We start from the raw sequence: 14,523 nt of genomic DNA, 5'->3' as shown, positions 1-14,523 counted from the left end.
CCCGTATAATGACTGAAGAAACAAAACCCAAAACGCGTCGCCGCAAAACGGCTACTGTTTCTGAAAAGAAAAGCAGTGATACGGTAAAAAAAACGCGCCGTCGCGTTGCAGCGAAGAAAAAGAATGAGGCAGATCGTAGCTCTTTAGTGACGTTGCCTGTTCTTCCGTTAAGAAATATTGTTGTTTTCCCACATATGATTGTTCCGCTTTTTGTCGGGCGGGATAAGTCTATTCGTGCGTTGGAGAGCTTGCCTGCTGATCAGCGCGAAATCGTTTTGGTCGCGCAGAAAGATGTCGCATTGGATGACCCGCGCGCTGACGATATCTATCGTGTTGGCACGGTGTCGAATGTTCTTCAATTATTGAAGCTCCCAGATGGAACGGTCAAAGTTCTGGTGGAGGGGATACGTCGTGTACGCCTGGTGGACCTTCAGGATGAAGGGGAAGACCATTTCGTTGCGACGATAGAGGATATTGCTGACGATTATAGCGGCACGAAAAGTGGTCGTGATGCGTTGGCGCGTTCTGCGATGGGGCGCTTTGAGGAATATGCTCGCCTCAATAAAAAGGTAGCTCCTGAAATTTTGGCGGCTGTTAACCAACTTGATGACCCATCACGGTTAGCGGATACGATCATCGGTCATCTGAATTTGCGCATTGCGGAGAAGCAAGAGCTTTTGGAAATGCCGCAGGTGGAAGCACGTCTTGAGCAGGTTTTTGCTCATATGGAAGCAGAAATAGACGTACTTCAAATCGAGCAGCGTATTCGAAATCGCGTTAAAAAGCAGATGGAGAAGACGCAGCGCGAGTATTATTTGAATGAGCAAATGAAGGCCATTCAAAAAGAGCTTGGCGAAGGCGAAGATGGCCGCGATGAGTTGAGCGAGCTTGAAGATAAAATCGAAAAGCTCGACCTTACCTCAGAAGCAAGAGGCAAAGCGCGTGCGGAACTGAAGAAGTTGCGTGGCATGAGCCCAATGTCGGCTGAAGGGACCGTTGTTCGCAATTACCTTGATTGGATTGTGAATGTTCCGTGGAACAAGCGTTCACGGATTACGCGTTCGCTCGAAAAAGCCGAAGAGGTTCTTGATAACGATCATTACGGCTTAGAGAAAATAAAAGAGAGGATCTTGGAGTATCTTGCGGTTCAGAGCCGTTCGAAGAAACTCAAAGGGCCGATTTTGTGCTTGGTTGGGCCGCCAGGGGTGGGGAAGACATCCTTAGCGCGTTCGATTGCTCGCTCAACAGGGCGTAAGTACGTGCGTATGTCGCTTGGCGGTATGCGTGATGAGTCCGAGATACGAGGGCACCGTCGCACCTATATCGGGGCTATGCCGGGCAAAATCATTCAGGGAATGAAGAAGGCGGGTGTATCCAATCCCCTTTTCTTGCTGGATGAGATTGACAAACTCGGTGCGGATTGGCGTGGCGATCCAACATCAGCTTTGTTGGAGGTTTTGGATCCAGAGCAGAACAGCACTTTTGGGGATCATTACCTAGAAGTTGAGTATGATTTGTCTGATGTGATGTTTGTCACAACGGCGAATTCACTGGATATGCCACAACCTCTTTTGGATCGTATGGAGATCATTCGCCTCTCTGGTTATACAGAAGAGGAGAAGGTTGAGATTGCGCGTCGTCATTTGCTGAGCAAGCAGGAGAAGTCGCATAATCTTAAGCCAAGCGAGTGGGAGATTTCTGAGGAGGCTCTGGTTGAGCTTATTCGCTCTTACACGCGTGAAGCGGGTGTTCGTAATCTTGAGAGAATGATCGCCCGTTTAGCCCGTAAGGTCGTACGTGAGATTTCAAGTGGTAAGGTCGACCATGTGAAGATCACGGTAGATAATTTGGAGCATTATGCCGGAGTTCCACGTTATCACCATGGCAAGGCAGAGCAAGAAGACCAAGTAGGGATTGTGACAGGTCTGGCTTGGACACAGGTGGGAGGCGAGATTCTGACCATCGAAAGTCTGGCTTTGCCGGGGAAAGGGAACATTAAACTCACGGGTAAGCTGGGTGATGTCATGAAGGAGAGCGCAGCAGCGGCGTTTTCTTATGTGAAATCACGTGCTGTTGAGTTCGGGATTGATCCAGCGCTGTTTGAAAAGACAGATGTTCATATTCATCTTCCTGAAGGGGCTATTCCAAAAGATGGGCCTTCAGCAGGGGGTGCATTGACAACATCGCTTGTTAGTGTGATGAGCCGTATCCCTGTTCGACACGATGTGGCGATGACAGGCGAAGTGACATTGCGCGGTCGCATATTGGAAATTGGCGGGTTGAAGGAAAAGCTTTTGGCGGCAGTCCGAGCGGGGATTACGACGGTTCTGATTCCAGAAGCAAATGTTAAAGACCTCGTTGAAGTTCCTGAGAATGTGCGTCAAGTGTTGACCATCATTCCTGTGAAGCACATGGATGATGTTCTTGAAGTGGCTTTGACACGTCGACCAGAACCTTTAACGCCGGAGGCCTTATTGGAACGAAAAGGAGAGAAAGAGGCGTCAGGTGTGCTTTCTCAGTCCTATCGCCACTGACTTTGGCAGTTTAAGTGATTCCACTAGTTGACGCGGATAAAAACCGCTTCATAGTGCAGTTCGTTGATCCTAATCTGCGCATCATACTTTTCCTCATGTTGGAAGGAGTGTGGTGCGCCCACCACCAGAAAGGCATATCATGGAGAAACCCTTGAATAAGCAGGAATTGATCGCTTCTGTAGCTGACGCTGCTGACCTGCCCAAGGCAAAAGCCAGTGAAGTTGTGGATGCAGTTTTCGGCACAATCGAGAAAACTCTTTCCAAAGGGCAAGAAGTCCGTCTGGTCGGGTTCGGAAGCTTCGTGACAGCAACGCGTAAGGCTGCCAAAGGGCGTAATCCACGTACAGGTGAGGAAATTGATATTCCCGCCTCTACGTCTGTACGGTTTAAGCCAGGTAAGGGCTTAAAAGACGCTGTAAGCAAGTAACGCTTTATGCGCGACGGGCCAGGCTATCATCTAGATGGCCTGGTTTCGTTTTTGCTGTTCCTTCTTCCCTAAGGTGGAGGGAATATAGACAGCCGATGATGTTGGTGGCTGTATAAAAAAGAGAATGCATCAATTTTTTTCAAAAAATTATAAAAACGGCTTGTGCTCCAGGAGTGATTCCTCTACATACCGCTGCGGGCAATTAGCTTAGCGGTAGAGCATCTCGTTTACACCGAGAGGGTCGGCGGTTCGATCCCGTCATTGCCCACCATCACATCTCCCCAAAAAGAATGGTTTTTAGACTAATCTCCCTGCGGGGAGAGGTGTGTTTATTTTTTATCAAAAAAAATCAATGAATTACTTGCGTGCGAGGCGATGTTCCTCTACATACCGCTACGGGCAATTAGCTTAGCGGTAGAGCATCTCGTTTACACCGAGAGGGTCGGCGGTTCGATCCCGTCATTGCCCACCATGATCCCCCTTAAGATGTTTAAGAATGTGAACTGGCGTTTCGAAATTTATGAGGCGCTGGCGTCTACATCCGACTTGTGCCGGAGTCGGGCAGAAGCTGGTGAACCTGATGGGCTCGTTATCTTAGCAAAAGAGCAATATGCCGCACGTGGTAGCCGAGGGCGCGGTTGGACGACGGGGAAGGGCAACCTTTCTTTTTCTTTTTTAATGCATTTTGTGGACGATGAATGGCTGCAAGCACTGCCTTTTCTTATCAGTGTTGCGCTTTATGAGGCGTTGCAAGGGTTTTTGCCTGGACCGCAAAAAGCAGAAAAATGCTTTCAATTAAAATGGCCGAATGATTTACTACTTGATGGTCGCAAGCTAGCCGGTATTCTAGTAGAGACAGGTTATAGTGGGCCCAAGCGTTGGGCAGTGGTCGGTATCGGTGTTAATCTGCAAGAGGCTCCCGTCATTGAAGGACGAGAGCTTGCCTGTTTTGCAGAGAAGGCACCGCCACCAACGTCTGAGATTTGTGCTCACGCCATTATTGAATCTCTGCAGCGCTGGCTACAGGTGTGGCAGAAGGAGGGGGTGAGAGTTGTACATCAAACATGGTTGTCTTATGCTCATCCTGTGGGAACGCGGCTTGCGGTGAAGGGGCGTGATACGTATATGACCGGCATGTTTGGTGGGTTGGATGAACAAGGGCGCCTGCTGCTCACATTGGAGAGTGGTGAGGTTGTGCCGGTTGTGACAGGCGATGTCCTCTTGTGAGTAAGGAATAGCCGGTGCTTCTTGTCATTGATGCAGGCAATACGAATATTGTTTTTGCGATTCATGATGGACAATCATGGATTGGACGTTGGCGTATTTCGACTGATGATCAACGGACATCAGATGAGTATGCGGCGTGGCTTTTAGCCCTTATGGATCGGGCAGATATTTCTGCTTCTTTGGTAACGCAAGCGATTATTGGCACGGTTGTCCCCGCGGCGTTATATGATTTGCGGCGTTTTTGCCGCCACTGGTTTGGCGTTGAGCCGCTCATTGCAAATAGTGATTTAGACTGGGATATGGATGTCCTGGTAGATCAACCTGATGAATTGGGGGCTGACCGCCGTTTAAACGGTTTGGCAGCCCGTGAGACCTATTCTGGCTCCCTGATCGTTGTGGATTTTGGAACAGCAACCACGTTTGATGTGATCGATGGGCAGGGGCGTTATTGTGGTGGCGCCATTGCGCCCGGTGTTAACCTGTCTATGGATGCGCTGCATCAAGCTGCGGCACGCTTGCCGCGCGTCAGTATTGGACGTCCATCTGAAGCGATCGGTCGCAATACGAGTGTTGCGATGCGGTCTGGTCTTTTTTGGGGATATGTTGGACTTGTTGAGGGGATTGTAAGGCGCATTTCTGCGGAAATGGCGGAAAGCCCCAAAGTGATTGCGACAGGCGGATTAGCACCACTTTTTTCTGAAGGAACGGCTTTGTTCGATGCGGTGGCACCCGATTTGACGCTGGATGGTTTGCGTCTTTTGGCCGTGCGTAACGCTCAGCGGTTTCTGAAAGCTTCTTCCGGACGGTTTGATCGTTCGAGTGTGAATAAACCAATCAATACGTAACATAATGTAGGATTAACGTATGACAGAGCAAAAAGAGGGTCTTGCTTACCTTCCTCTCGGAGGAACAGGTGAGATCGGAATGAATTTCAATCTTTATCGTTTGCGTCACGAAGGCGAAGAGACGTGGCTTGCGATTGACTGCGGTATCGGCTTTTCAGGAAATGATACGCCTGAAGCTGAAGTGTTAATGGCTGATCCAACCTTTATCGCAGAACGACGTGACCGTTTATGCGGGTTGGTGATTACACATGCGCATGAAGACCATCTGGGGGCTATAGCGCATTTATGGCCATATCTTCAGTGCCCCGTTTACGCAACGCCGTTCGCAGCGGCTGTTTTAAGGCGGAAATTGACTGAAGCCTATTTGAATAATCAGGTGGTTATTCATGTGATCCGTCCGGCATCACGGTTTGAGGTTGGGCCTTTTGATCTGCAATTTGTGTCTGTTACCCATTCTGCGGCTGAATCTCAGGCAGTAGCACTTCGTACGCCTTATGGCTTGGTCGTGCATACGGGGGATTGGAAGCTTGATCCAAACCCACTCGTTGGTCCAGTCACCGATCTCGATACATTCAAAGCATTGGGCGATGAAGGCGTGCTGGCCATGGTCGGCGATAGCACGAATTCGATGAAGGAAGGGCCTTCACAATCCGAGGCGGATGTGCGGATTGGCCTGACTGAAATGATTGCTTCGCTAGAAGGGCGGATTGCTGTCACATGTTTTGCCAGTAACGTGGCCCGTGTAGAGAGCATTGCTAAGGCAGCGCGTGCCTCAGGCCGTGAGGTTATGATTGTTGGACGTTCTCTCCGTAATCTCGAGACAGCGGCCCGTGAATGCGGGTATTTTACGGATCTTCCACCATTTCTGACAGAATATGATGCGCAGAATATCGAAGATGATAATCTGCTGATGATCGTGACGGGAAGCCAAGGAGAGGCGCGCTCTGCTTTGTCACGGATTGCGTCAGATACGCATTCGACCATTTCCCTTGGTGAGGGAGATACGGTTATCTACAGCTCGCGTGTCATTCCTGGGAATGAGCAAGCGGTTATGACCGTGCAGGATAATTTGACGCGTCGTGGTGTGCGTGTCCTGACCGATAAAGATGGAACCGTTCACGTTTCTGGCCACGCGACGGGGGGCGACATCAGCCATCTCTATAGTTTGGTGCGTCCGCAATATAGTATTCCGACCCATGGGGAATGGCGTCACCTGACAGCCCATGCCGCCTTAGCGCATGAGGCGGGTTCTCAGGTTGTCTTGCTTGAAGATGGCGATATTCTCAATTTAGCGCCTGGAGAAGTGAAGGTCGTTGACACGGCTCCGACGGGGCGTTGGGCTCTGGATGGTGGGCGTTTACTGCCTATGACGGGTGGTGTGTTAGCGGCACGTCGTCGGATGTTGTTTAATGGTGTTGTCCTAGCAAGTTTTGCGGTTGACGAAGAAGGTTATGTCATCGGCGAACCACGCATTAGTGCTCCAGGATTATTGGAATCCGAAGATCCAGAGAGCATGCGCATTTGCGAAGAATTTTCGTATGCGATTGATGAGATCCCTGATGAATTACGTCAGGATGATCTTTCATTCCGCAATGCGGCCCGTACTGCTTTACGTCGTGCTTTAGGGCGTAAATTACAAAAACGTCCGCTTGTTGATGTTCATCTTTTGCGGGTTTAAGGAAAATCATTTATGCGTTTGAGCCAAGCATTTCAGCCGACCCTTAAAGAAATTCCCGCCGAAGCACAGATTGCCTCGCATCGTCTTATGTTGCGTGCAGGTCTGGTTAGACAAACGGCTTCAGGTATTTATACGTGGCTTCCCGCTGGGTTGCGGGTTTTGCGCCGTATCGCGACTATTGTGCGTGAAGAGCAAGATGCCGTTGGTGGGCAAGAGGTTTTGATGCCGACCCTTCAGTCGGCTGATTTGTGGAAGCGTTCAGGACGCTATGATGCTTATGGTCCTGAAATGTTGCGCATTCAGGACCGCCAAAAGCGTGAATTGCTTTATGGGCCCACGAATGAGGAGATGGTGACCGATTTGTTCGGGAGTACGGTTAAATCATACCGTGAGCTGCCGAAGACATTGTACCATATCCAATGGAAATTTCGTGATGAGATTCGTCCACGTTTTGGTGTGATGCGTGGGCGTGAATTTTACATGAAGGATGGGTATTCCTTCGATGCGTCATACGAAGAAGCAGGGTACAGCTATTTTCGCATGATGTTGTCTTACCTGCGCATCTTCCATCGGTTAGGTGTAAAAGCCGTGCCAATGGCTGCAGATACGGGGCCTATTGGTGGGGATTTAAGCCACGAATTTTTGGTTCTCGCGCCAACAGGGGAAAGCGAAGTTTTCTACCATCATGATTGGGATTTGATGGATTGGGGGACGTCGCCATTAGATCCGCAAAAATCTGAAGATTTGGATGCGCTGAAAGAGATTGTCTCTAAAACGTATTCGGCAACCGATGAGAAACATGACGAAGCGTCATGGCAGAATGTGCCGGAAGATAAGCGTCGCTCTGGTCGTGGGATCGAGGTTGGTCACATCTTTTATTTCGGTACAAAATATACCGAGGCGATGGGTGTGAGTGTGAGCGGTGCTGATGGCACGGCGTTCCATCCTCATATGGGTTCTTACGGTATTGGGGTGTCGCGCCTTGTTGGGGCGATTATTGAGGCATCTCATGATGATCATGGCATTATCTGGCCGGATAATGTCGCGCCATATCGTGCGGCTATTTTGAATTTGCGCCCTGGTGATGAAAGCTGCGATGCTTTGTGTGAGCGCTTCTATCAGTGTGATCCAGAAGGGTTGCTTTATGATGATCGTTCAGAGAGGGCCGGCGTCAAATTTAATGATGCGGATCTGATGGGGCATCCTTGGCAGATTATCATCGGGCCACGTGGCGCGAAAAATGGCATGGTTGAATTGAAACGCCGCGCAACAGGAGAGCGTTTAGAGCTGTCCGTTGATGAAGCTCTTGCAAAAGTGGGGCTGAACTAGCGCATGTTTGGGCGCTTTGAACGTACCATTGCCTTACGTTATCTGCGAACGCGCAGAGGTGAACGTTTTGCGTCGCTTATCGCATTATTCTCTTTGGTGGGAATCATGCTTGGGGTGGCGACGCTTATTATCGTGATGGCGGTGATGAATGGGTTCAAATCAGATTTGATGGGACGCATTCTCGGCCTTCATGGTGATCTCAACGTTTATGCTTATGGGAAAACGATTACAGACTATCCGGAAGATGTTGCGCGTATTCAACGGGTTCCAGGGGTTCGTCGCGTTATTCCAATGGCACAAGGGACAGTTCTTGCTGAAGCGGAGAGCTACTCGACGGGTGCGGCTCTCCAAGGGATTTCCCTTGAGGATTTGCGAGGATGGCCTGCGTTAAACTCAGGGGTCTTTGACGGAAGTTTAGATAATTTCAAAGGCAATGATGCCGTGGCCATTGGCGTGACGATGGCCGCACGGGCGGGTCTGCACGTTGGCTCGTCCATGACGATCTTGTCGCCCAATGGTCGGTCAACGCCTTTTGGGATGGTGCCGCGTGTGCATCGTGTCCATGTCGTAGCGATTTTTGATGCGAACTGGAACGATTATAACAGCAATGTGGTGCTTATGCCGTTGGCTGCCGCACAAAGCTTTCTCTTGATGGATAAAGCGGTTTCGGTCATTCAAATTAACACAACGGATTCTCTTAATGTGGTTCCTGTAGGCCGCGAGATTACGCGTGTTTTAGATGATCCAAGGCTCAATGTGGTGAGTTGGGCGCAAAGTGCGAATGGCTTTTTAGATGCGGTAACGGTGGAACAGAATGTCATGTTCTTGATCCTCACGCTTATCATTCTGGTAGCGGCGTTTAATGTCATTTCATCCTTGATTATGATGGTGAAGGATAAGACGCGTGACATTGCTATTTTGCGAACCTTTGGCGTAAGCCGTGCGTCCATCATGCGTATTTTTCTGATGTGTGGTGCGGCTGTTGGGGTGATCGGCACGTGCTTTGGGACGGCCTTAGGGATCGCGTTTGCGCTTAATATTGAGCGTATTCGGCACGTATTGGAGCATCTCACAGGGACAAATCTTTTTAATTCGGAAGTGTATTTTCTTTCGCGGTTACCGGCGCGGTTGGTCTGGTCTCAGGTGATTGAAGTAGTGGTATTGTCTCTCGTGCTTTCCTTGCTTGCGACGTTGTATCCCTCATGGCGCGCGGCGAAAACGGATCCTGTCGAGGCGTTAAGACATGAGTGATATGACAACATCTTCTTCATCTTCGCCTCATGCTCTGAAATTGCATCATGTGGCCCGTTCTTTTCGCTCAGGGGATAAGACGCTTGAGGTATTGAAGGACGTTCATTTTTCGCTAGAGTGTGAAGAAATGGTGGCGCTTGTTGCGCCGAGTGGCACGGGCAAGTCGACCTTATTGCATATTGCGGGTTTGCTCGAACTTCCTGATTCTGGCGATGTGATCGTTAATGGGCGTGTAACGCGAACCTTGGGGGAGAAGGGGCGTACCGCTGTTAGGCGTGATGAGATTGGATTTGTTTATCAATTTCATCATCTCCTTGGAGAATTTACGGCGTGTGAGAATGTTATGTTGCCCCAAATGGTCGCAGGGCAGTCACGCTATGAAGCTCGAAAACGGGCCGAGGATTTATTGGGGCGCTTTGGTCTTCAAACTAAGCTTGATTCATTGCCGGGTCAGATGTCGGGCGGAGAGCAGCAGCGCACAGCCATTGCGCGAGCCTTAGCGAATAACCCAAGCTTGTTGTTGGCAGATGAGCCGACAGGGAATTTGGATGTTAAAACAGCAGAAATCGTTTTCCAGGAACTCACACGTGTGGTGCGAGAGGAGGGAACGGCTGTTTTGGTCGCAACGCATAATGAAGATCTTGCCGCGGCAACAGATCGGATCATGACCTTACAAGAAGGGGCGATGATCCCTTTTTCGTAGCCTGTTATTGACGAATCCTTAACGGAAAATTCTTCCAGCCTTTGATGAGAGCGTGATAAATAGAGGCATGTCTCATGCTGATTTTATCCATCTTCGTAATCATTCGGCGTATTCTCTTAGCCAAGGGGCTATTCGGGCTGCGGAACTTGTTGATCTCGCAGTGCGCAACGAGATGCCAGCGGTCGCTTTAACCGATAGTGGTAATTTATTTGGGGCATTAGAGTTTTCCCTGACATGCCGTAAGGCTGGGGTGCAGCCTATTGTCGGATGCCAGATAGGCTTGCCACCTCATAGTGACAAGCCTGGAACACCGGCAGAACCGGTCGTGGTGTTGGCGCGTACAGAAGAAGGGCTCGAGAATCTTCAATATTTATCTTCTCAAGGTTTTATAGGGGGCGATTCGTCTGATCCCTGCGTAACGTTGGATATATTATGTGAACGTTCAGCAGGACTTTTTCTTTTAACAGGGGGGAATCGCGGGCCTCTTAATAGGCTGCTTCTCTCTGAACAAGAGAGTGCGGCGCGGGCGCTTCTTGAGAGGTTAAAGGCTTCTTTCGGAGATTATCTTGCCGTTGAGATCAACCGTCTGGATGAGCCAGGGGAAGAGATTACGGAACCAGCGCTGATTCGTTTGGCCGATGAGATGGATATTCCTCTTGTGGCGACCAATGAGTGCTTCTTCCCGCGCCCAGATATGCATGAAGCCCATGATGCGCTGCTCTGTATCGCCCAAGGGCGCACGATGGCGGAAGAGGATCGGTGGCGGGTTTCGTCTCAAGCATGGTTTAAAACACCGGCGGAGATGCGTGCTTTATTCCACGATCTACCAGATGCGTGTGATAATACAGTGATGATTGCGCGCTATTGCGCTGTGGCAGCGACAACACGTCAGCCGCTTTTGCCGGTTTGCCCCAAGGTTAATGAAGGGGCGACGGAAGAAGAGACATTACGGGCGATGGCCCGGGAGGGGCTTGAAAAGCGCTTGGCTGTTATGGCCAATCAGCATGAATGCCGCACGATGTATAAGGAGCGCCTGGAAACAGAGCTCGATATTATCGTGAGCATGGGGTTCCCAGGCTATTTTTTAATCGTGGCGGACTTCATTCAATGGGCAAAGGCGCATGGAATTCCTGTTGGGCCTGGTCGTGGGTCCGGCGCAGGGTCACTTGTTGCTTATGCCTTAACGATTACCGATATTGATCCGATTCCTTTTGGCCTGCTGTTTGAGCGATTTCTCAATCCAGAACGTGTGTCCATGCCGGACTTTGATATCGATTTTTGCCAAGATCGACGTGACGAGGTGATTCGTTATGTTCGCGAAGAATATGGCAATGAACGAGTCGCACAGATTATTACGTTCGGAAAGTTGCAAGCTAAGGCCGCAGTGCGTGATGTTGGCCGTGTTTTAGGGCTTCCTTATGGAATGGTGAATCGTGTTGCGGAACTTATTCCGAATAATCCCGCAAAGCCGACACCTTTAGCAAAGGCCATTGAAGAAGAGCCACGATTGCAAGAAATGCGCGATGGTGATGAAACCCTTCGCCGTTTGTTGGAAATTGCCTTGCAGCTTGAAGGGCTTTTCCGCCACGCCTCAACGCATGCTGCCGGGGTCGTGATTGGGGATCGTAACCTTGTGGAGTTGGTGCCGCTCTACCGAGACCCGCGCAGTGATATGTTGGTCACTCAATATAATATGAAATTTGTTGAGCAGGCTGGTCTGGTCAAGTTCGACTTTCTTGGCCTGACAACGTTGACGATTCTGAAGAGGGGAGTGGATTTTCTAAAAGGTCTAGGGATTGAGGTCGATCTCTCTCATATCCCACTGGATGATAAAAAAACCTTCGACATGATGGCGCGTGGCGACACAGCGGGTGTGTTCCAGTTCGAAGGTGCAGGCATGCGTGACATGCTGAAACAAATGGCCGCCAGCCGTATGGAAGATCTTATTGCAGGCGTGTCCTTATATCGCCCAGGGCCAATGGCCAATATTCCTGAATATTGCCGACGGAAACATGGGGCGGAATGGTCGCCGCCTCATGAAGAGATTCGCCCTATCCTGGAAGAGACTTATGGAATCATGGTCTATCAGGAGCAGGTGATGCAGATTGCCCAGAAGATGGCGGGTTATAGTCTGGGTGGGGCGGATATTTTGCGCCGTGCTATGGGTAAAAAAATTGCATCGGAAATGGAAAAGCAACGCGCTATTTTTCGAGAAGGTGCGGTAAAGCGCGGCATCACGCCTGAGAAAGCTGAAGAGGTTTTTGATCTCATGGCGAAGTTTGCCGATTATGGATTTAATAAATCCCACGCGGCGGCTTACGCATTAGTGTCGTATCAAACGGCGTGGATGAAGGCGAATCATCCTGTGGCATTCTTGGCGGGCTGTATGTCGCTTGCTCGTGAAAAAACCGAAAAATTAGCGGCTCTTTGCCAAGAAGCGAAGCGAATGGAGATTCCCATTCTTCCGGTTGATATGAATCGTTCACAAGCAGATTTCTCGATTGAAAAGCTTGAAGATGGACGGCTCGCTATCCGTTACGCGCTGTCAGCCGTGAAGCGTGTTGGTGCTGTCGCGATGGAAGGATTGGTGCGGGATCGTGGTGAGACGCCTTTTCGTGACATAACGGATTTTGCCGAACGGTGTGATTCCAAACATATCAATAAAATCCAGCTAGAAAGTTTGGCAAAGGCAGGGGCGTTCGACAGCCTTGTGCCTGACCGTCATACAGTTTTTGCGAGTGCTGAACTTATTATGCGCCGGGCGCAGGCGCGCGCCCATGAGAAGCAAGTGGGGCAGGTTGGTCTGTTTGGGGGAAGTGATGACACCACCCGGGAGATATTACGCCTCAAATCTGTAAGGCCTTGGCCAGATTTTGAGCGTCTTTCGCATGAAGCGGCGGTTATTGGGTTCCATATGAGTGCCCATCCATTGGATGGTTACAGTAAGGTTTTGCGCCGTATGGGGGTTGTGCCCGCTATACAACTTGAGCGTTTAGCGCAAAATGGCGTGACACGGGTGCGTATCGCAGGTTGTGTGGTGGATAAAAAAGAGCGTCCCACGCGCACAGGTAAAAAAATGGCCTGGGTGAATTTAACGGATTCCAGCGGTGGATGTGAGGTGACGCTCTTCTCGGAGACGTTGCTTGGATGCCGTGATCTTCTTGTAGCGGGGCAGGCGGTTTTAGTTCATGCCGAGTTAAAGCTGGATGGCGATGCTATGCGGATTACGGCTCAGCATGTTGTCGATCTTGAACGTGCTGCAGCAGAGGAAGCTGGAGAGCTACGTGTCTGGATTGATCGCCAAGAAGCTCTTGAGCAGATTCGAGAAACACTTGAACCTTTGCGCGGGGGACGAGGGCGTGTTGTTTTGTTGCCATCTTTGGCTGAAACACGTGATGTGGAGATTACGCTTCCGCTTTCTTATCGTGTTACGCCGCGTCTAGCGGAGCGTTTGAGCACCATCCAAGGTGTGAATCGATTAGAAAATCGATAACAGACAGGGAAGATTGTCCAACGGATACAAAACAGCCCTCACTGAAGGAAAGGTGAGGGCTGTGTGTTACGTGTGTCTATAAGCTGGAAGATTTATGGGAAAATCATAGGAACGGACACACCGTTCACGAGCATTTCACCATTATTTAGTTTAATCGTCCAACCCGTGCGATGGTCTCCCTCATTGTCACCCATGAGACGAGCGATTAGCAATGCTGTGGTGATTTTGAGGGGGGCAACTTTTTTGACTTGGTCAATGAGACTGCCGATATGACTGATGGTAAGATGAATATTGGCCTGTGACGCTTTAATACTTTGAGCCACATTCATTGTGCCGTGCCCTTCGATGGTGCTCGTGCCAATTGTACTCTTCATGCTGTTAAGAGCCACTTCGTAAGGCGGATGAGGGGCAGGCGTGAAGTCAATATCACCAGAAAGCGAGCTTGGCATGATCGGGCTGATATCATGTGGAAGGCCCGATGCTGCAAAAAGAATATGGATCGTTGGTGTTGAGCTGACAACGTTTATGTGAACAGCTTGTAAATGGATGTCTTTCTTGCCCGCATGAGATAAGGTGACGCCAGACCATGTAGCTTCTGGGCGTGAACCCTTGATTTCATCCGTCTCTGGAATGGGTTGCTGAAGGCAGTTTTGGCTTACGCCGCGATGATAGGCAGTGAGTGCTGCATAAGCGGAAGCTGCATTGACGCGGCTTAACCCAGCAGAATCGAGCTTCTTATCATGGTCGACCATCTTGGTAGATGCGACATTGAGAGAATATCCCGTGCCCGTAAGCTCTGCATGGAAGCTCTTGGCATCAAGCTGATTAGGGGCCGCGTCTTCATGCCCTACTGTATAGGTAAAGCAGGAGGCAGGAATTTGTGGGAGGATGCTGGCGTGAGCGATGGCTGGCGCCGCTATACTCGCTGCGAAGGCGCCTATAATAGAAAGCTTCCGCTGAAAAGAGAAAGAAGTCATCGTTGGATTGAATCCTGAATATTGGTCGACACCATATGTTCTGAGTCATCAGACAATGT

Annotated in this window: 10 protein-coding genes and 2 tRNA genes; 11 read left to right on the top strand and 1 reads right to left on the bottom strand. The window is 50.0% G+C overall.

Translation table 11 applies throughout. The features are described from left to right. The first annotated feature begins 8 nt into the window (after positions 1-8). From lon to dnaE, 11 genes are all read left to right on the top strand, one after another. Positions 9-2,534, top strand: coding sequence for an endopeptidase La (gene lon, locus GS501_RS05990; protein ID WP_160830953.1), 2,526 nt, complete (start codon positions 9-11; stop codon positions 2,532-2,534). A gap of 139 nt (positions 2,535-2,673) precedes the next feature. Further along, the gene (locus GS501_RS05985; RefSeq protein WP_160830952.1) at positions 2,674-2,961 is read left to right on the top strand and encodes an HU family DNA-binding protein; all 288 of its coding nucleotides are present in this window, start codon (positions 2,674-2,676) and stop codon (positions 2,959-2,961) included. A gap of 196 nt (positions 2,962-3,157) precedes the next feature. After that, a tRNA-Val gene (locus GS501_RS05980) sits at positions 3,158-3,232 on the top strand. 126 nt (positions 3,233-3,358) lie between these two features. Next, positions 3,359-3,433, top strand: a tRNA-Val gene (locus GS501_RS05975). Positions 3,434-3,447: 14 nt separating this feature from the next. Then, a complete protein-coding gene (locus GS501_RS05970) occupies positions 3,448-4,188 on the top strand; it encodes a biotin--[acetyl-CoA-carboxylase] ligase (RefSeq protein ID WP_202405329.1) in 741 nt (246 codons plus the stop codon). 14 nt (positions 4,189-4,202) lie between these two features. Beyond that, a complete protein-coding gene (locus GS501_RS05965) occupies positions 4,203-5,033 on the top strand; it encodes a type III pantothenate kinase (RefSeq protein ID WP_160830951.1) in 831 nt (276 codons plus the stop codon). Positions 5,034-5,052: 19 nt separating this feature from the next. Next, positions 5,053-6,711 (top strand): ribonuclease J, encoded by a 1,659-nt coding sequence (locus GS501_RS05960; protein WP_160830950.1) that lies wholly within the window; start codon positions 5,053-5,055, stop codon positions 6,709-6,711. 12 nt (positions 6,712-6,723) lie between these two features. Continuing rightward, on the top strand, positions 6,724-8,040 hold the full coding sequence (proS, locus tag GS501_RS05955; RefSeq protein WP_160830949.1) for a proline--tRNA ligase: 1,317 nt from the start codon (positions 6,724-6,726) through the stop codon (positions 8,038-8,040). A 3-nt stretch (positions 8,041-8,043) separates the two neighbouring features. Beyond that, positions 8,044-9,291: a lipoprotein-releasing ABC transporter permease subunit gene (locus GS501_RS05950; RefSeq protein ID WP_160830948.1), complete on the top strand. Its 1,248-nt coding sequence runs from the start codon at positions 8,044-8,046 to the stop codon at positions 9,289-9,291. After that, complete coding sequence (locus GS501_RS05945; protein ID WP_160830947.1) at positions 9,284-9,994, top strand: ABC transporter ATP-binding protein; 711 nt, start codon at positions 9,284-9,286, stop codon at positions 9,992-9,994. The genes GS501_RS05950 and GS501_RS05945 overlap by 8 nt, the downstream gene beginning before the upstream one ends. 67 nt (positions 9,995-10,061) lie before the next feature. Continuing rightward, positions 10,062-13,487, top strand: a complete 3,426-nt coding sequence (dnaE, locus tag GS501_RS05940; RefSeq protein ID WP_160830946.1) for a DNA polymerase III subunit alpha — start codon at positions 10,062-10,064, stop codon at positions 13,485-13,487. A gap of 92 nt (positions 13,488-13,579) precedes the next feature. On the opposite strand, the gene GS501_RS05935 is transcribed toward dnaE, so the two are convergent. Continuing rightward, positions 13,580-14,464 (bottom strand): hypothetical protein, encoded by an 885-nt coding sequence (locus GS501_RS05935; RefSeq protein ID WP_160830945.1) that lies wholly within the window; start codon positions 14,462-14,464, stop codon positions 13,580-13,582. Positions 14,465-14,523 lie beyond the last annotated feature (59 nt).

The sequence above is a fragment of the Saccharibacter sp. 17.LH.SD genome (genome assembly GCF_009834805.1).
Lineage (GTDB): Bacteria > Pseudomonadota > Alphaproteobacteria > Acetobacterales > Acetobacteraceae > Saccharibacter.
The sequence above is the reverse complement of the archived record's forward strand: the minus strand, read 5'-3'. Positions and strand labels throughout refer to the sequence as shown.